Consider the following 18,558-nt stretch of genomic DNA (forward strand, 5'->3'; position numbering starts at 1 on the left):
GTCAGCACTCCGCCTCACGCCCCTCGACCTCGTAGGAGAACCGCGCCTTGACCTTCGACGTGGCACCCATGCGCTCGTAGAACCCGATGCCCAGCTCGTTGTCCACCGGGGTCTGCCACTCCACCCACCCGCACCCCTGGGTGCGGGCGAACTCCTCCAGCCGCTCGAAGAACCGGCGGCCGATGCCCTTGCCGCGGTACGGCTCCCGCAGGAAGAGGCAGTCCATGTACGCGAACCGCCGCGCGCTCCACGTCGCGAAGTCCGTCGTGACCGTCATGAAGCCCGCGGGCTCGTCGCCGTCGGTCGCGAGCCACGCGTGCAACGCCGGCCGCGGGCCGAACAGCGCGTCGCGCCAGCGCTCGACCTGCCCGTCCTCGACGAACACCGCGCGCTCGTACACCGCGTGCTCGCGGCACAGCTCGACGAGCACGTCCAGGTCGTCCGCCGTGATCGGCACGACCCGCACCCCCGCGCTCACACCCACCCCGAGAACGTCGTGCCGACGTACGCCGCCGCGGTCTCGTCGTCCAGCCGTCCCGCGGCCAGGACGTTGGTGACCCACGCGTCACGCTCGAACGCGACGACCTCGAGCTCCCACACGCACGCGACGAGGTCCTGCTCGTCCAGCGGCGCGAGCGTCGTGCGCCCCTCGTCGTCGACGTGCACGCCCCGCACCCGGTGCTTGAGCATGTCCGCGTCGAACCACTGGCTCACGAGCAGGTAGTCGCGCTGCAGGCCCGCGTGCCAGATGAGGAACCCCCACGGGTGGTCGCCCTCCCCCGGCGGGTCCCCGAACGCCGCCGAGGCCTGCTCCCGCAGCCACTGCGCGCTCGGCGTGCGGTCGCGGTCCTGCTCGCGCGCGACCATCGCGTAGGCCTTGAGCGTGCGCCCCTGGGCCTGCACGGGCGGCAGCGCCCGGACGTGGCGCGGCGCGTAGGTGATGGGGTTGCTCATCCGGCCACCGCCTCGACCACGACCGACTCCATCTCGCGCAGCAGCTCCTCCACGCGGTGCCGCGGCACGAGCTCGGTGTCCGCCATGAGGTACAGGCCGCACGTGCCGTCCGCGTCGTCCACGCTCACGAACCACGTCGCGTCCTGGCGGTCCCACGAGCCGACGAACGAGGTGGTCGTCTGCGCCGTGAGCGCGCGGACCGCGTCGAGGGAGCCGTACGCGTCGACGTCGACCGCCCAGTCGCGGCCGATCCGCATGTCGTTGAAGAAGGACCCGAGGCCCGTGCCGCCGCCGTGGCGCTCGCGGGCCTGCGCGACCAGCCGGTCTCGCGCCTGCGGGTCGTACTGCGCGTGGCGGTACGCGCTGAGCCCGGCGGCGAACGTCCGGCGCGCGGCGGTGCGGAAGTCGTCCGCTCCCGCCAGGTCGACGACGAACAGCGCGTTCTCGGCCAGCGGCGCGACCAGTCCCCGGCTGCGCTCGTCGAGCCGGTTGCTCGCGATGAGCTCGAGGGCCACGCGGTCCTGCCCGATGAGGCGCCCGAGGACGACCACGGACGCCGTGAGCAGGACCGTGCCCGTGCTCACGCCGCACCGGCCCGCCACGACGGTCGCCGCGACCGCGAGCGCGCGCGACGAGATCCCGAGCTTCACGAACCGGTCGGGCTTGCCGTCGGCCTCGGCCGGAGGGAACGGCGCGTGCGGGATCGCCTCCAGGGTCCGGGACCAGTACGCGAGCGCGGCGTCGCCCCGGGCCGCACCCGGGCCCGCGAGCTCGTGGCGTGCCTGGTCGACGGGCTGCCACTGCGGCGGCGCCTCGGCCGAGCCGTCGAGGAGCCGCTCGACGTCGCGCTTCAGCAGGTCGGCCGCCCAGCCGTCCGCCGCGAGGTGCGACACCGCGACGACGACGTGCGTGACCTGCGTGCCCGCGTGCTCGTCGTCCCCCTGACCGGACCGCGGCCCGGCGACGACGAGGCCGAACCGGACGGGCAGCTCGTCGTCGTGCCGGAACGTGTGCTGCGCCAGCCGCGCGGCCAGCGCGTGCGCCACCTCGGGCGCGTCGGACGGGTCGGCCGACGTGACGTGGACGGTGGTCGCCCCTTCGGCTCGGACGCGTTGGACCCAGTCGTCGTCGGTCTCGTGGAACGACGAGCGCAGACCCTCGTGCCGGGCGAGGAGTGCCGCGAGCGCGGCGCACGCCTGGTCCTCGCGCGTCCCGGGCGGCGCCTCGACGACGCGCGTCAGGTTGAAGTACCAGGCGTCGTCGCCGAGCCAGCGGATGGACGCGTAGATCGACCTCTGGCCCCACGTCATGGGCGCCGTGCGTGCGGCGCGTCCCGTGAACGTGATCGTCACGGGCTTCGGGTCGAGGTCCATCGATCTCCTGCCGTCGTCCGGGCGGTGGGAATGACACGTCGACCGGTTCGAGGGTGCGCGAGACCCACCCCCGACGACCGGTCCGAGAAATACGCCGCGCAGGGGCGCGACGACATATCCCTCTGGTCACGAAAACTGCGGCGCGAACGCCAGAGCGGACGCAGTCCCTGCCCGGACCGTGCGCCGCTCCTCCCCTGATCACCGCCGTCCCCTCCGCGGCCGAGGAATGACCTCGGGGCGGGAGGGCCGGCGGTGCACTGTCGTACGAAAAATCGTTGTGTCCTGCATCTTCGCGATGCGTCGGCATGAAACGTATCGGTTCCGCAGGCCACGACGCGGACCATTCTGGACCATAAATCGATTAGGACGCAGCGTGATCGCTAATGTTCGCCCGCCACATTCTCGAACACGCGGAGGGGCGCATTTACCATCGCCCGCGCCGGGCCGTCAACGACCTTCCGGAGAATCTCATTCGGCATATCCTCGCGGAAACGTCCGAGAAACATTCACGCCCTGCTTGGACCGGATGATGAGATGGCTGGACCGGCGTCTCCCGGGGACACCGGACGGCGCCCGGGCCGGCCCAGGGCCGGGTCAGCGCGCGTACGCGCGCGCCTGCAGCTCCCAGAGCTGCGCGTACCGGCCACCCGAGGCGAGCAGCTCCGCGTGCGACCCGTGCTCGACCACCCGACCCTCGTCGAGGACCACGATGCGGTCGGCGAGCTGGACCGTCGACAGGCGGTGGGTGACGAACACCGTGACACCGCCGACCGTGGCCGCGACCTCCTTCGCCGTCGCCTGGTAGGCGTCCACCAGGCGCTGCTCGGCGAGCGCGTCGAGCGCCGAGCCCGGCTCGTCGAGCACCAGCAGGAGCGGGTCGGGCCGCATGAGCGTGCGCGCGAGACCGATCGTCTGCCACTGGCCGCCGGACAGGTCCCGCCCGTCGGCGTACCCGTTCCCGAGGACGCCGTCGAGCCCGATCTGCGACGCCAGGCCACCGGCACGCGCGCGCTCCAGCGCCGAGCCGACGGCACCGTCGTCGAAGCCCGTCGGCAGGTGACCGAGCCCGACGCTCTCCCGCAGCGCGAGCTCGACCCGCGCGAAGTCCTGGTAGAGCGCCGCGGTCCGCTCGCGCCACGCGGTCGGCGCGACCGTCGCGAGGTCCGTGCCACCGACGACGACCCGGCCGTGAGTCGGGGCATAGAGGCCGGTCAGCACCTTGAGCAGCGTGCTCTTGCCGGCGCCGTTCTCCCCGACGACCGCGACGGACGTGCCGCCCGGCAGGTCGAGGTCGATCCCGTGCAGCGTGTCGGCCGCGGCGCCCGGGTAGCGGAACGTCAGTCCCTCGAGGCGCAGGCCGCCGCCCGCCGAGCCGGCCGAGCCCGCCGACGACAGGCCACCCACCGGGACGAGGTCCGCGAGCTGCTCGGCCGCGAACGCCGAGAACCGTCGCAGGCCCGCCGCGGCGCGGTGCACGGTGCCGAGCAGCTCGACGCCCGTGGCCATCTGCGTCGCGAGCTGGGTGGCGAGCACGACCGTGAGGACCACGTCACCCGCGCTCGCCCGGCCCTGCCGCACGAGCTCGAACGCCCAGAGGACGGCGCCGACGTACGCGAGGCCGAACGTGAACTGACCGACGCCGCGCTGGAGCGCGTACCTGCGGTCCGCGCGCGCCATCGCCGACTGGTAGACCCCGAGCAGGTCCTGCTGACGCCCGAGCAGGTAGTCGCCGCCGCCCGAGAGCCGGATCTCCTTCTGCGACGCGGGGCTCGTCGCGAGCCGCCGCAGGTGGCGGACCGCGCGCGTGGTCGTCGACTGCGCCTCGCGCGTCACCTGGAACGTCGCCTCGGCTCGCTTGCCCGCGACCACGGGCACCACCGCCGCGACGATGAGGAGCAGGAACCAGGGCGAGAGCGTGACGAGCACGGCCGCGGTGAGGACCACGCCCACGGCCGTCGCCCCGAGCTGGAGGCCGGACTGGATGGTCTCGCGCATCTGCAGCACGTCCTGCCGCAGCAGGTCGACGCGGTCGGCGTGCGCCGGGTCGTCGCTGCGGTCCAGGTACGTCGAGCCGTTCACGAGCCGCACGAGGTCGCGGTTGAGCTGCTCCTCGGTGAGCTCCGCGAGCTCGAAGTAGTAGAGGTGCGCGAAGTGCGCGAGCATCAGCTCGCCCGCGAGCGCGACCGCGAGCGCCACGCCCCACACGGCCGCCGTGCTCGGGTCGCCGTCGTTGACGCCGTCCACCACGCGCCCCGCGCCGAGACCCACGACCGGGGTCGCGATCGCGCCGAGGAGCAGGAGCGTCGCGCCGATGACGAACCGGCGTCGGTCGATCGTCCACGCGATCGCGAACAGGCGGCGCAGGCAGAACAGGACGTCCCTCACAGTGCAGCCCCCTTGAGCTCCGCGGCCGGCGCCTGCGCGTCCGCGGCGTCCTTGTGGTCGAAGCGGCGCGCCTGGACGTCGAACATCTGCGCGTACACGCCACCGGCGGCGACGAGCTCGTCGTGCGTGCCGACCTCGGTGATCCGCCCACCGTCGAGCACCACGATGCGGTCGGCGTTGCGGACCGTGGAGAACCGGTGCGAGATCACCAGGCTCGTCACGCCGCGCGTGAGCTCCAGGAACGTGTCGTAGAACTCCGCCTCGCCCCGCGCGTCGAGCTGCGAGGTCGGCTCGTCGAGCACCAGGACCGACGCCCCGTGCCGGACCGCGAACAGCGCCCGGGCCAGCGCGATGCGCTGCCACTGCCCGCCCGAGAGCTCGCGACCACCCTCGACCGACCGCGTCAGCGGCGACTCCAGTCCCAGCGGCAGGCCGGCGAGCAGGTCGCCGAGGCCGACGCGCGTGAGCGCCGAGACGATGCCGTCGTCGTCGTCGCGGTGCGCGATCGCCCCCATGGCGACGTTGTCGCGCAGCGTGAGCTCGTAGCGCAGGAAGTCCTGGAACGTCACCGCGAAGTTCCGCTGCCACGCCGTCTGGTCGTAGGTGCGCAGGTCGACGCCGTCGACCGTCACGACGCCCGAGTCCGGCGGGTAGATGCCCGCGAGCACCTTGACCAGCGTCGACTTGCCCGCGCCGTTCACGCCGATCAGGGCGGTCGAGGTCCCGACGGGCAGCTCGAGGTCGAGCCCGTCGAGGACCGGCAGGTCCGGGCGGTACCCGAAGCCCACGCCGGAGAACGTGATGGTGCGCGTGGGGGCCGGGGCGTCCGTGCGGGCGGCGACCGGGCCGGCCTGCTCCCGGATCGAGGCCTCGAGCTGCTGCATCGCGGTGTACGCGGCGCGCCCGTAGACGAGCTTGATGTCCGACTCGGGGAACATGACGCCGAACCGGGCGCACAGCACGACCGCCTGGACCGCCACGCTGACCGCGACGAGCCGCGCACCGTCGTCGCCCGCGACGTCGGACACGAGCAGGAGCGCGACCGCCGAGCCGACGAGGGCCGCGACCGCGTGCCCCACGAACGGGCGCCCGTAGACCCGGCGCCGCCAGGTCCACAGCGGCCCGAGCCAGCCTCGGGTCTCGGCCGAGAAGCGGTCCTCCAGCCAGCCGAGCAGGCCGAGCGTGCGGATCTCCTTGGCGGCCCGCGTGCTCGTCGCGAGCTCGCGCACGTACTGCACCCGGCGGCGGGCCGGCTGGAACGAGCCCCACAGCTCGCCCCACCGGTGGAACGCCTCGGCCTGACCCTGCCGTGCGACGACCGCCGCGACCGCCCCCGCGAGCGCGGCCCACGGGCCGGCCGCCCACCCGAGCAGCACGACCGCGCCGGTGAGCTGCACGTAGCGCGCCGTCAGCGCGAGCCCGCCCTCGAGCGCCGAGCCGGGCGTCCACACCCACTGCTCGAACGCCTCGTCGACCTGCGTGAGCCGGTCCGCGACGTCGGGCCGCTCGAGCCCGGCGAGCGTCGCCTCGTCGAGCGTGAAGCGCGTGAGCCGGGCGATGCACGCCGCGTCGACGCGGCGCGCGATCTCCCGGGACAGGACCAGCTGGACGGGGGCGAGCAGCTGCTGCAGCAGGAACGCCCCGATGGCGACCCACAGCGCGGGCGGCAGGCCGCCCGAGACGACGTCGGGCAGCGCGAGGGCCGTCGACACCAGGAAGACGACCGGCGCGACGCCCGCGAGGACGTGGACGCCGATCGTGAGCGCGAGGAGCGGCGCTCCGGCGTACGGCGCGAGCTCGCGCATCTGCCGCGCGGCCGCCTGCCGCCGGTGGACGCGCTCCCACACCGGATGCGCCGATTGCACCTCTTTGCCCCCCGTCATGCCGCGCATCCTGGCACCCGGGACCTTGGTCCCGTCAAGCGCGACCGGCGCGTCGTCTCGCCTGACGGGCACGGGCGTGTGCGTCCACGCAGGCCAGACCGCCACAGCGGACCGCCCAGCGGCTCGCGCAGCGGCTTGTCCAGGGGCTCGCGCAGCGGACCGGACGGCGACCCGCTCGTAGACTCGCCGCGTGCCACCCCGCTCCCCGCTCCCGGCACGCCACGGCCTCGACGCCGCCCGCCTGCGCACGCCCGACCGGGTCGGCACCACGCCCGCGCCGTGGCCGACCATGGGCGCGTGGCTGCGTCACCGGCTGCCCGAGCACGTGGACGTCGCGGGGATGCTGACCGAGGGCCGGTTCGTCGACGAGACCGGCCGCGCGCTGCACGACGACGACGCCTTCGTCCCCGCGCGGTACGTGTGGTTCCACCGCGACCTGCGCGACGAGCCGCCCGTGCCGGGCGTGGTGCACGTCGTGCACCGGGACGACCGGCTCGTCGTCGTCGACAAGCCGCCGTTCCTGTCCACGATCCCGCGCGGCCGGCACGTGACGCAGAGCGTCGTCGTGCGGATGCGCGCGGCCCTGGGCCTGCCCGAGCTGTCCCCGCTGCACCGGCTCGACCGCGTGACCTCGGGCCTGCTCCTGCTGGCGACCGAGCAGCGCTGGCGCGGGCCGTACCAGAGCGCGTTCGAGCGCCGCCGGGTGGACAAGACGTACCTCGCGCTCGCGCCGCTGCGCCCGGACCTCGAGCTCCCGCTCGTCGTGCGCGACCACATCCGCAAGGACCGCGGCACCGCGCAGGCCCAGGTCGTCCCGGGGGCGCCCGTCAACGCCGAGACCCTCGTCGAGCTGGACCACGAGGTCGACGGGCCGGACGGCACCCGGCTGGGCGTGTACCGCCTCACGCCGCGCACGGGCCGCACCCACCAGCTGCGGCTGCACCTGTCCGGTCTGGGCATCCCGATCGTCGGCGACCCGCTCTACCCGGTCGAGCGCGACGTCGCGGTCGACGACTTCCGCACGCCCCTGCAGCTGCTGGCCGCCGCGGTCGCGTTCACCGACCCCGTCGACGGCGCCCCCCGGCGGTTCCGCAGCGTCCGCGCCCTGCCACTCGTCGCACAGACGCCCGAGGGGGGTGGGACGGGCTTGCAGGGCTAATCGTTTCTCCCGGATCCGCACCTTGGGAAGCGCGTGCCACAGTCGCGCCAAGGCGTCGTGTGAGCGATAACACGGCGCGCGGCTCGAGCTTCGCTTCCGGGAGCGTGCACCATGAGCGACACCGTCGTCGTGTCCACCCACCATGCCCAGCCGGCCCACCGTCGCCCACGGCGACGACGCTGGACCACCGTCCTCGCGCTGGCGGGCCTCGCGCTCCCCGCGCTCGTCGCGGTCGTCGCGGCACCCGCCGCCACCGCCGCGACCATCGACACCACCGCGTCGTACGTGCTGCTCAACCGCCAGTCCGGCAAGGCGCTCGACGTGTACAACCTCGCGACCAACGACGGCGCGCGGATCACCCAGTGGTCCCGCAACGACGGCGCGCAGCAGCAGTGGCAGTTCGTCGACTCGGGCGGCGGCTACTACAAGCTCAAGTCGCGCCTGTCGGGCAAGGTCCTCGACATCTCGGGCCGGTCCACCGCCGACGGCGCCGCCGTGATCCAGTGGTCCGACACGGGCGGCACCAACCAGCAGTTCAGCGTCCAGGACGTCGACGGCTACATCCAGCTGATCGCCCGGCACAGCGGCAAGGCCGTCGAGGTGCAGAACGCGTCCACCGCCGACGGCGCGAACGTGGTGCAGTACGCGGACTGGAACGGCGCGAACCAGCAGTGGCAGCTCGTGCGGCTGGGGGGCGGCAGCACCACGCCACCGCCGCAGACCGGCACGTTCACCAACCCCGTGGTCTGGCAGGACTTCGCGGACGGCGACATCATCCGCGTCGGTGACGCCTACTACTACTCGGCGTCGACCATGCACTACTCCCCCGGCGCACCGATCCTGCGCTCGTACGACCTGGTGAACTGGGAGTACGCCGGGCACTCGGTGCCGCGTCTCGACTTCGACGACAGCGGGTACGACCTGTCCGGGGGGCGCAAGTACGTCAAGGGCATCTGGGCGTCGACGCTCGGCTACCGCAAGAGCAACAGCACCTACTACTGGCTGGGCTGCACCGAGTTCAACCGCACCTACGTGTACACGGCCTCGGCGGTCGACGGCACGTGGTCGAAGAAGGCCCGGATCAACAACTGCTACTACGACGCGGGCCTGCTGGTCGACGACGACGACACGATGTACGTGGCGTACGGCAACGGCACGATCAGCGTCGCGCAGCTCAACGCCGACGGCACCGGGCAGGTGCGCGCGCAGCAGGTGTTCCAGACGCCGTCGAACGTCGGCACCCTGGAGGGCGCGCGCTTCTACAAGCGCAACGGGTACTACTACATCTGGCTGACGCGCCCCGCGAACGGCCAGTACGTGCTGCGCTCGCGCTCGCCGTTCGGCCCGTACGAGATGCGTCAGGTGCTGCTCGACCTGCCGGGCCCGATCTCCGGTGGCGGGGTCCCGCACCAGGGTGGCCTGGTCCAGACGCAGGCCGGCGACTGGTGGTACATGGCCTTCACCGACGCGTACCCGGGCGGCCGCATGCCCACCCTCGCGCCGATCACGTGGACCGCCGACGGCTGGCCCACCCTGCAGACCGTCAACGGCCGCTGGGGCACCACGTACAACCGCCCGAACATCACGACGAGCAAGACGGTCGCCCCGATGACCGGCCGCGACACCTTCGTCGGACCGACCCTGGGCCACCGGTGGGAGTGGAACCACAACCCCGACACCAGCCGGTTCAGCGTCGGCAACGGGCTGCGCCTGCAGACGGCCACCGTCACGGGCGACCTGTACAGCGCGCGCAACACCCTCACCCACCGCATCCAAGGGCCGACGTCGACCGCGACGATCGAGCTCGACTACTCCGCGATGGCGAACGGCGACCGCGCGGGGCTGGCGATGCTGCGGCAGTCGTCGGCGTGGATCGGGGTGGTCCGCGCGAACGGCGGCACCCGCGTGGTGATGACCGACGGCCTCACCATGAACAGCTCGTGGCAGACCACCGGGACCGGGGTCGAGCGCGCGTCGGCGAACGTCTCGGGCGGGCGGATCTGGCTGCGCGCCACCGCCGACATCCGCCCGGGCTCCGGCCGGACCGCCACGTTCTCCTACAGCACCGACGGCACCACGTTCGTGCCGCTCGGACCCGCGTTCGTCCTGAACAACCAGTGGGAGTTCTTCATGGGCTACCGGTTCGGGATCTTCAACTACGCCACGCAGGCGCTCGGCGGCGCCGTGACGGTCCGCAGCTTCGACCTCACCACGCCCTGAACCTCCCGCACGTCGTCGGCAACCGTCGACCGTGCGACCAGCGCACGGTCCCGACAGAGAGTGAGTCACGCATGCGCACGACAAGCCCACGGCAGCACGGCTGGCGGCGACGAGCGGTCGCGCTCGCCGCCACCACCGGACTGGCCCTCACGACGATGGTCGCGCTCGCCAACCCCGCCCAGGCGGCCTCGACGCTCGGCGCGTCCGCCGCGGAGAAGGGCCGGTACTTCGGCACGGCCATCGCCGCGGGCCGGCTGAGCGACTCGACGTACTCGTCGATCGCCAACCGCGAGTTCAACATGATCACCGCCGAGAACGAGATGAAGTGGGACGCGACGGAGCCGTCGCAGAACAACTTCAACTTCAGCCGCGGCGACCAGATCGCCAACTGGGCACGCTCCAACGGCAAGCAGGTGCGCGGTCACGCGCTGCTGTGGCACGCGCAGATGCCCGGCTGGGCGCAGAACCTGTCCGGCAGCGCGCTGCGCAGCGCCGCGATCAACCACGTCACGCGCGTCGCGTCGTACTACCGCGGCAAGATCCACTCGTGGGACGTCGTCAACGAGGCGTTCGCCGACGACGGGCGCGGCAGCCGCCGTGACTCGAGCCTGCAGCGCACCGGCAACGACTGGATCGAGGCCGCGTTCCGCGCCGCCCGCGCCGCGGACCCGGGCGCCAAGCTCTGCTACAACGACTACAACACCGACGGCATCAACGCGAAGTCCACGGGCGTCTACAACATGGTCCGTGACTTCAAGGCCCGCGGCGTGCCGATCGACTGCGTCGGGTTCCAGTCGCACCTCGGGACGAGCCTGCCGGGTGACTACCAGGCCAACCTGCAGCGGTTCGCCGACCTGGGCGTCGACGTGCAGATCACCGAGCTCGACATCCAGCAGGGCGGCAACCAGGCGAACATGTACGCCCAGGTGACGAACGCGTGCCTCGCGATCGCGCGCTGCAACGGCATCACCGTGTGGGGTGTGCGGGACTCCGACTCGTGGCGCACGGGCGCCAACCCGCTGCTGTTCGACGCGTCGGGCAACAAGAAGGCCGCGTACACCTCGGTCCTCAACGCGCTCAACGCGGGCGGCGGCAACCCCGGCAACCCCGGTAACCCGGGCGACTCGTCCATCGACACGAACGCCTGGTACGTGCTGCTGAACCGCAACAGCGGCAAGGCGCTCGACGTGTACAACCTCGCCACCAACGACGGTGCGCGCATCACGCAGTGGTCGCGCAACAACGGCAACCAGCAGCAGTGGCAGTTCGTCGCCACCGGTGACGGCTACTACGAGATCCGCTCGCGCCTGTCGGGCAAGAACCTCGACGTGTACGCGAAGTCCACGGCCGACGGCGCGGCGATCGTCCAGTGGACCGACAACAACGGCGCCAACCAGCAGTGGCGGGCGACCGTCTCCAACGGTTACGCGACGCTGATCAGCCGCAACAGCGGCAAGGCGCTCGAGGTGCAGGGCGCCTCGACGGCCGACGGCGCGAACATCGTCCAGTACTCCAGCTGGGGCGGCGCCAACCAGCAGTGGCAGCTGGTCCGCGTCGGCTGACCGACGCACTCCCCCGGGGTCGGTCCGGTCCGCGTGACCGGGCCGACCCCGGCCCGTCCGACGCAATTGCCGTGCGCCCCGCGGCCGGCGGGGTGTGGGATCGAGGCATGCCGATCACCTCGTCGACGCCCGCACCGGACCGGCTCGCGCACGTCGTCGCGACCCTGCGCGCGTGGCAGGACGAGGCCGTGCCCCTGCAGCTGCACCCCGGTGACCTGGGCTGGTTCTGGCGGTTCGGCACGGACGCCGTGGCCGCAGCCGTCCGGACGTGGAGCCGGGACGACGAGCTCGTCGCGATCGGCTTCCTCGACGGCCCCGACGCGCTGCGCCTGACGCTCACGCCCGGGGCGTGGCGTTCCGACGAGGTCGCGCGCCAGGTCGTCGCGGACGTCGTCGACCCTCGTCGCGGTGTCCTGCCCGAGGGTGCGGTCGTCGTCGAGTCGCCGAACGCGAGCCGCGTGCACGAGCTGCTCGGTGAGCGCGGCTGGCCCGCGGGCGAGTCCTGGACACCGCTGCGCCGCGACCTGCGCGCACCGGTGCCGGAGCCGGACCTGCACGTCGAGGAGGTCTCCGCCGAGACGTGCGCCGACTTCACCGCCGTCCACCGCTCGGCGTGGGGGAACGAGCGGTTCACCGACGAGGTGTGGCGGACCATGGCGGCCGGGGTGCCGTCCGCCGAGGCGCGCTGCCTGCTCGGCCGTGACGCCTCGGGCGTGCCCGTCGCGGGCGTCACCGTGTGGTCGGCCGGCCCGGGCCGGCCGGGTCTGCTGGAGCCGATGGGCGTGCACGCCGAGCACCGCGGGCGCGGGTACGGCCGGGCGATCTGCCTCGCGGCCGCGTCGACGCTCCGCGCCCTCGGCGCGTCGTCGGCGCAGGTGTGCACCCCCACCTCGCTCACCTCCGCGGTCGCCACGTACCGCTCCGCCGGGTACGAGCCCGGACCCGTCCGGCTGGACCGCACCCGCCCCACGTGACGGGCTCCGCCGGATAGCGTCCGACGAGTGACGACCCACCCGCTCGACGCCGCCGATGCACGAACGCCCCCCGCGGACGAGGTGACCGTCGCGGCCGTCCTGCTCGACATGGACGGCACGCTCGTGGACTCCACCGCGGTCGTCGAGCCGTCTGGGGCGAGTTCGCCGCCGCGCACGGCGTCGACCTCGACGCGGTGCTGAGCGTCTCCCACGGGCGCCGCACGATCGACACGGTCGCCGACTTCCTGCCGGACCCGCACCAGGCACGCGTCGTCGCAGCGGAGATCGAGGCCGCCGAGCTCGTCCGCCTCGACGGGCTCACCGCGATCCCCGGTGCGCGGGACCTGCTCGCCTCGCTGCCCGACGCGCGCGTCGCCGTGGTGACGTCGGCCGAGCGGGAGCTCGCGGTGCGCCGGCTGACGGCGGTCGGCCTGCCGTGCCCCACCGTTCTCGTCGCCGCGGAGGACGTCGCAGCCGGCAAGCCCGCTCCTGACGGGTTCCTGCGTGCGGCATCCGCGCTCGGGGTGCCCGCCGACGACTGCGCGGTCTTCGAGGACGCGGAGGCGGGCCTGCGGGCCGCGAGGGCCGCCGGGGCGTTCACCGTGGTCGTCGGCGGCCACGAGTCGCCCACCACCAGGGGACTGCGGCGAGTCGACGACTTCCGCCAGGTCAGAGCCCGCGTCGAGGGTGACCGCGTGGTGCTCGCACTCCCCTGAGCTCCGGGTGACGTCCGCGCGCGGGCCGGGTGAAGCTCGTCGTCCCCGCGTATCAGCCGCGGCGTCGACGTGTCCTCGTCCGACGTTGCCGCCGCGACGAGTGGCGACAGTCCGACGAGGGATGCAAGGGGGTGCAAGGAGATGACGATCGACATCATGGAGGTCGAGGAGATCACCGCGACGCGGATCCACCTCGACCCGGAGGCCGGCGGCGCCTGATCCCGCCCGCGAGCCGGCCCGGTCACGACGACCGGGCCGGCTCGTCTCGTCCGCCCGCCCATCCGCCTCCCGAGGGACCGACCATGCTGCCCCGTCTCAAGTCGCTCAACTGCCTCGCCGGCGACGGCGAGCTGATCGTCAGCCTCGACCCGAGGGTCCGCACGCGAGTCGCGGACCCCGACGGGCAGGTGCTCGCGCTGCTCACGCTGCTGCGTGACGGCACCCGGGACGTGCCCGCGCTGGCCGCCGCGCTGCGCGAGCGCCACCCCGCCGTCACGCCGGCCGACGTCGCGGCGGCCGTCGCCCAGCTCGACCGGCTCGGCTGGCTCGAGGACGCGGCCGCGCCGCAGACGTCCGACGCGCACGACCGCGAGCGCTACTTCAGCAACCTCGCGTTCTTCGACGCGTTCACCACCCTGTCCGTGCCGCGCGAGCGGCCGCAGTCGCTGCTGCGGGACGCGCACGTGCTGGTGCTCGGCGCGGGCGGGCTGGGCTCGTCGGTGCTGATGAACCTCGCGGGGCTCGGTGTCGGCGCGGTGACCGTGGTCGACCAGGACCGCGTGGAGCTGCGGAACTTCGCGCGGCAGTTCACGTACACCGAGGCGGAGGTCGGGCAGCCGAAGGCCGAGCGGGTCGCCGCGTGGCTGCGGGCGTTCGACCCGACGCTGCGCGTGGAGGCGTTCCGACGACGCGTCGAGTCGCCCGACGACGTCACGGCGCTGCTGCGCGGCTCGGCCCTGTCCGACCTGCCGTCGCTCGTGGTCTCCGCGATCGACGAGCCCGACGAGGTGGACCGCTGGGTCAACGAGGCGTGCGTGGCTGCCGGCGTGCCGTTCATCCGCGGCGGCCTGGCGTACACGCAGGGGCTGTACTGGTCGGTCGACCCGGGCCGCTCGGCGTGCCGCGAGTGCCTGGAGCGGCACCGCGCGCGACTCGCCGAGGGCGTCGACCGGGAGGTCGTCGAGCGGCCGCGCGTGCTCGAGCAGGACCGCGCGAACCGGGCGATCGGGCCGGTGACGAGCGTGCTCGGCGGGCTGGTGTCGTTCGAGGCGATGCGGTTCCTCACCGGGCTGACCGCGCCCGTGTCGCTCGGCCGCTACCAGCTCGTCGACTTCGCGGGCGACGGCCGCACGACGAGCGATGCGTGGCCCGCCGACCCCGACTGCCCGGTCTGCGCGACGGCCCCCGCCCGGGCGGCCGCGCGCGCCGCCGTCGCCTGATGACCGCGGTCTCGCCCGCACCGGTCACGGACCCGCAGCTCGGGCCGACGTCCGTGCTGCGGCTGCACCCGCTGACCCGCACCGCCCAGGGCGACCGTGTGGTCGTCGGGCGTGCCGACACGGGGCGGTTCGTCGCGATCCCCGCCGTCGGCGCCCGCGCCCTGGACCTGCTGGCGGCGGGGCGCACCGTCGCCGACGTCTCGCGCGCCGTCACGCCGCCGGACGCCGACGAGCCCGTGGACGTCCTCGCGTTCGCGGCCGGCCTCGTGCGGCTCGGGTTCGTCGCGGCCGTGGACGACGAGCGCGCGGTCGCGGCCGACGACGACGCACCGGCCGGGCGCGGGCTCGTCGTCGCCCCGCGCGCCCGGGCCCGGTGGCTGTTCTCCCGGTGGGGCGCGGCGCTCGCGGGGCTCGGTGCGGTCGTCGTCGTCGGCCTGCTCGTCGTCGTCCCGGACGTGCGTCCTGATGCGCTCGACGTGTTCTTCCTCGGCACGCCCGCGCGCAGCCTCGCCGCGCTCACGCTCATCACCTACGTGCTCGCCGGGCTGCACGAGCTCGCGCACGTCATGGCCGCCGCCGCGCTCGGCGTCCCCGCGCGGCTGCGCATCACGCGCCGCCTGTACTTCCTGACGTTCGAGACGAACCTCACCGGGCTGTGGGCGCTGCCGCCGCGGCGACGCGTCGGGCCGCTGCTCGCGGGCATGGCGTTCGACACCGTCGTCCTGGCCGTGGTGCTCACGCTGCGCGCCGCCGGCCTCGGCCCGGACGCCCTGCTCGCCGCGCTCGCGCTCGTCGAGGTGTCCGCGATCGTCGTGCAGTTCTTCGTGTTCCTGCGCAGCGACGTGTACGCGGTGATGACAGCGCTGCTCGGCTGCACCCACCTGCAGCGCACCACGCGTCTGCTCCTGCGGCGCACCGCCCGGCGCCTGACGCCCGACGAGCGCGCGACGCTCGCCGCCACCTCCCCGCAGGACCTCGCGGTCGCGCGCTGGTACCGGTTCGTGCACCTGGGCGGGATGCTCCTCGCGGCATGGTTCCTCGTCGTGCTGTTCCTGCCGTCGACGTGGCACCTGCTGGTGTGGATGCGCGACTCGCTCGTCACCGCGGGCCCCACCACGTGGGCGTTCTACGAGGCGCTCGTCCTCGGGATCCTGCTGCTGTCCCCCCGCCTGCTGACGGCGGTCGTGGCGCTGCGGGACCTGGCCGAGCGCCGACGGCGCGCCTGACGCGCGGATCGGCGGCCCACCGCGTCAGTGGGGCGGTCGCAGGTCCGCGAACGCCGTGCCCGCGACGCAGCCCAGCTCGCCCGGCTGCAGGTAGACCCCCGGCACGTGCACGTCCCGCACCACGCCGTCCGGGCCGCGCGCCACGAGCACGCACTCGTCCCCGTCGCCCGTCGCGACCGCGACCGACCCGTCCTGGACCGCCGCCGTGACCTCGGCCAGCGGCGTCACGCCGTTGGCGTGCGGCTCGAGCCGGGCGGTGACGTCCGCGACCACGCGGTCCGGTGCGGGGGGCTCGGCCGGCATCTCCTCGAGCACCGACCACACGGCGTCGTGCGCGTTGACGGCGACGCGCGGCAGCCGCGCGGGCGGGACGGGCACCGCGACGAGCCCGCCGTCGGGGCAGTCCACCCCGCGGGTGTCGAGCACACCGCGGCGGTGGAACGTCACCTCGAAGCAGTACGGCCCGGGGTCCTGCTCGTGCCGGGTCTGCTGCCAGTCCTGCTCCACGACGACCTCGGGGACCGTGATCCCGAGCGTGACCGACCCGATCGGCGAGCCGTACCCGCCCGCCGACTCCTCGTGCTCGACCCCCACCATCACGACGCCGGTCCCGCGCGCCGCCTCCACGACGTCCGCGGCGATCTCCGCGATCTCGTCGCCCTCGGTCCCGGACCGGTCGAGCAGCGTCTCGAGCGTGGACCGCGCGGCGTCGCGCCCCCGGGACTCGTCGTCGGCGCACCCGCCCGCCGCGGCCGCCACGAGCGCGACGGCGAGCACGACGACGGTGCGGCAGACGGTCGGGGGCACGCGTCAGGGTAGCGCCGGCGCGGGGCGATCCGTGGCGGTTCCTGCCGGTCCGCACCCGCGCCCGTGCGATCGCGGGCCCCTCCTCACCAGGGGATCGGGCCCGAGTCGCTGAAGAACCCGCCCGTCGGGCCGTCGTCGGGCAGGGTCGCGAGCTGGATCGCGACCTGCGCGCCCTGCTGCGGCGTGCGTGTCCCGCGGAACCCGTTGAGGTCGGTCGCCACGAAGCCCGGGCAGGCCGCGTTCATGAGGATGTTCGTGCCCGCGAGCTCCTTGGCGTACTGGACGACGACCGCGTTGAGGAACGTCTTCGACACGGAGTAGGCGGCGGAGATCGGGCCGGTGTCGGCGCCCGGGGTCGTCTGCAACGTCAGCGACCCCACGCTGCTCGACATCTGCACGACGCGCGGCGAGGGCGAGCGGCGCAGCAGCGGCAGCATCGCGTTGGTGACCCGGACGACGCCGATGACGTTGGTCTCGACCGCCGTCCGGATCGTCTCCGGCGCGACCATGGTCGGCGTCTGCGGCACCCCACCGACGATCCCGGCGTTGTTGACCAGCACGTCGAGGCGGCCCTCCTGGTCCTCGAGCAGCGCGGCGGCGGCCGCGACGCTCTCGTCGTCGGTGACGTCGAGCGGGACGCCGAACGCGTCGACCCCCGCCGCGCGGAGCCGCGCGACGGCCTCGTCGCGGCGCTGCGCGTCGCGCGCACCGACCCCGACCCGCCACCCGAGCGCGCCGAGGCCCGCCGCGATCTCGTACCCGATGCCCTTGTTCGCGCCCGTGACCAGCGCCGTCGTCTTCTGTGTCATGCCCTCGATCCTGCGGGCCCGCCGGGCGGGGGGTCCAATACCGACTCGGTGCGACCGATACCCGGCAGGTATCGATCGGGCGCGGCGTGGTTAGGCTCGGAGGATGGAGACGCGGGAGCTGCGGTACTTCGTCGCCGTCGCCGAGGAGCTGCACTTCGGCCGAGCGGCCACGCGGCTCGGCATCGCCCAACCCCCGCTGTCCCGCGCGATCAGCCGGCTCGAGCGACGCCTCGGAGTCGAGCTGTTCGAGCGGACCAGCCGCGCGGTCGCGATCACGCAGGCCGGCGAGACGCTCCTGCGCGAGGCACGTGCCGTGCTCGACGCGGTCGAGGCGGCCGAGCGGCGCACCCGGCGCGCCGCCCGCGCGACTCCCGGACAGGCCGCCGTGGTGCTCGCCACCAAGGCCGGCGCGTCCACCGAGCTGCTCGCCAAGCTGCTCGACGCGTACGCCGCGGAGCCCGACTCCGTCCCCGTCGAGGTGCTGCTCAGCGGCATCGGCGAGCAGTCCCGCGTGCTGCGAGACGGCCGCGCCGACGTCGCGCTCCTGCACCTGCCGTTCGACGACGTCGCCGGCTTCGACACCGAGGAGCTGCACACCGAGGGGCAGGTCGCGCTGCTGCCCGCCGGGCACCCGCTCGCCGCACGGCCGCACGTCGTCGTCGCCGACGTCACCGACCTGCCCGGCCTCCCCCTGCCACGCTGGCCCGAGCCCGACGGCACCTACCTCGCCGGTCCCGGGCCGCAGGCGCACGACCAGGCCCAGCTGCTCCAGCTCATCGGCCTCGGGCGCGCGTGCGCGATCGTGCCCGAGTCCGGCCGGGTCATCGTGACCGAGGGCGTCGTCGCCGTCCCCGTCCTCGACGCCCCCCGGGTCACGACGGTCATCGCGTGGCCCCCGCACAGCCGGTCCCAGGCAGTCGCCGGGCTCGTCCGGACGGCGACGAGCCTCTAGCCCGGCCGACGACTCGGGCTGGTCGCTGGACGCCGGACGGGTCTGGACCGGGCCGCGACCCGTCCCTACAGTGAACGTCGCGCCGGTTCGTCCGAATCG

16 protein-coding genes are annotated in these 18,558 nt (G+C 73.8%); 9 read left to right on the plus strand and 7 right to left on the minus strand.

The annotated features are described in order from the left end of the window. Position 1: 1 nt before the first annotated feature. The 5 genes from ACT17Q_RS16110 to ACT17Q_RS16130 form a co-directional block, all read right to left on the minus strand. Complete coding sequence (locus tag ACT17Q_RS16110; protein ID WP_444663716.1) at positions 2 to 457, minus strand: GNAT family N-acetyltransferase; 456 nt, start codon at positions 455 to 457, stop codon at positions 2 to 4. A gap of 17 nt (positions 458 to 474) precedes the next feature. Further along, positions 475 to 954: a hypothetical protein gene (locus ACT17Q_RS16115; RefSeq protein WP_094181502.1), complete on the minus strand. Its 480-nt coding sequence runs from the start codon at positions 952 to 954 to the stop codon at positions 475 to 477. Beyond that, complete coding sequence (locus ACT17Q_RS16120; RefSeq protein ID WP_094181501.1) at positions 951 to 2,327, minus strand: condensation domain-containing protein; 1,377 nt, start codon at positions 2,325 to 2,327, stop codon at positions 951 to 953. Before ACT17Q_RS16120 ends, ACT17Q_RS16115 begins: the two co-directional genes overlap by 4 nt. Positions 2,328 to 2,921: 594 nt before the next feature. Next, a complete protein-coding gene (locus ACT17Q_RS16125) occupies positions 2,922 to 4,712 on the minus strand; it encodes an ABC transporter ATP-binding protein (RefSeq protein WP_444663719.1) in 1,791 nt (596 codons plus the stop codon). After that, entirely contained in the window at positions 4,709 to 6,559 is a 1,851-nt protein-coding gene (locus tag ACT17Q_RS16130; protein ID WP_094181499.1) for an ABC transporter ATP-binding protein, read from the minus strand. The genes ACT17Q_RS16125 and ACT17Q_RS16130 overlap by 4 nt, the downstream gene beginning before the upstream one ends. A gap of 226 nt (positions 6,560 to 6,785) precedes the next feature. Between ACT17Q_RS16130 and ACT17Q_RS16135 the strand changes: the two genes are divergently transcribed. The 8 genes from ACT17Q_RS16135 (at position 6,786) to ACT17Q_RS16170 (ending at position 15,891) form a co-directional block, all read left to right on the plus strand. Continuing rightward, positions 6,786 to 7,754, plus strand: coding sequence for a pseudouridine synthase (locus tag ACT17Q_RS16135; RefSeq protein ID WP_444663722.1), 969 nt, complete (start codon positions 6,786 to 6,788; stop codon positions 7,752 to 7,754). A gap of 111 nt (positions 7,755 to 7,865) precedes the next feature. Next, positions 7,866 to 9,974: a family 43 glycosylhydrolase gene (locus tag ACT17Q_RS16140; RefSeq protein WP_444663724.1), complete on the plus strand. Its 2,109-nt coding sequence runs from the start codon at positions 7,866 to 7,868 to the stop codon at positions 9,972 to 9,974. 71 nt (positions 9,975 to 10,045) lie between these two features. Next, a complete protein-coding gene (locus ACT17Q_RS16145) occupies positions 10,046 to 11,536 on the plus strand; it encodes an endo-1,4-beta-xylanase (protein WP_444663726.1) in 1,491 nt (496 codons plus the stop codon). Positions 11,537 to 11,643: 107 nt separating this feature from the next. After that, complete coding sequence (locus tag ACT17Q_RS16150; protein WP_094181495.1) at positions 11,644 to 12,510, plus strand: GNAT family N-acetyltransferase; 867 nt, start codon at positions 11,644 to 11,646, stop codon at positions 12,508 to 12,510. A 27-nt stretch (positions 12,511 to 12,537) separates the two neighbouring features. Then, positions 12,538 to 12,711 carry a hypothetical protein gene (locus tag ACT17Q_RS16155; protein ID WP_444663729.1) on the plus strand — a complete coding sequence of 58 codons (174 nt, stop codon included), beginning with the start codon at positions 12,538 to 12,540 and terminating at the stop codon, positions 12,709 to 12,711. Next, positions 12,705 to 13,226 (plus strand): HAD-IA family hydrolase, encoded by a 522-nt coding sequence (locus ACT17Q_RS16160; RefSeq protein WP_444663731.1) that lies wholly within the window; start codon positions 12,705 to 12,707, stop codon positions 13,224 to 13,226. The genes ACT17Q_RS16155 and ACT17Q_RS16160 overlap by 7 nt, the downstream gene beginning before the upstream one ends. Positions 13,227 to 13,528: 302 nt before the next feature. Beyond that, the gene (locus ACT17Q_RS16165) at positions 13,529 to 14,665 is read left to right on the plus strand and encodes a HesA/MoeB/ThiF family protein (RefSeq protein WP_444663733.1); all 1,137 of its coding nucleotides are present in this window, start codon (positions 13,529 to 13,531) and stop codon (positions 14,663 to 14,665) included. Further along, positions 14,665 to 15,891: a hypothetical protein gene (locus ACT17Q_RS16170; protein WP_444663735.1), complete on the plus strand. Its 1,227-nt coding sequence runs from the start codon at positions 14,665 to 14,667 to the stop codon at positions 15,889 to 15,891. Before ACT17Q_RS16165 ends, ACT17Q_RS16170 begins: the two co-directional genes overlap by 1 nt. Before the next feature lie 24 nt (positions 15,892 to 15,915). Here ACT17Q_RS16170 and ACT17Q_RS16175 read toward each other — a convergent pair whose 3' ends face one another. After that, positions 15,916 to 16,698 (minus strand): hypothetical protein, encoded by a 783-nt coding sequence (locus tag ACT17Q_RS16175; protein ID WP_444663737.1) that lies wholly within the window; start codon positions 16,696 to 16,698, stop codon positions 15,916 to 15,918. 83 nt (positions 16,699 to 16,781) lie between these two features. Beyond that, positions 16,782 to 17,507 (minus strand): SDR family oxidoreductase, encoded by a 726-nt coding sequence (locus tag ACT17Q_RS16180; protein WP_444663739.1) that lies wholly within the window; start codon positions 17,505 to 17,507, stop codon positions 16,782 to 16,784. Between the two features lie 103 nt (positions 17,508 to 17,610). Here ACT17Q_RS16180 and ACT17Q_RS16185 point away from each other — a divergent pair, with 103 nt between their 5' ends. Beyond that, entirely contained in the window at positions 17,611 to 18,459 is an 849-nt protein-coding gene (locus ACT17Q_RS16185; RefSeq protein ID WP_444663741.1) for a LysR family transcriptional regulator, read from the plus strand. Positions 18,460 to 18,558: the final 99 nt, after the last annotated feature.

The sequence above is a fragment of the Cellulomonas sp. CW35 genome (assembly GCF_052378485.1).
In the GTDB taxonomy this organism is placed as follows: domain Bacteria; phylum Actinomycetota; class Actinomycetes; order Actinomycetales; family Cellulomonadaceae; genus Cellulomonas; species Cellulomonas uda.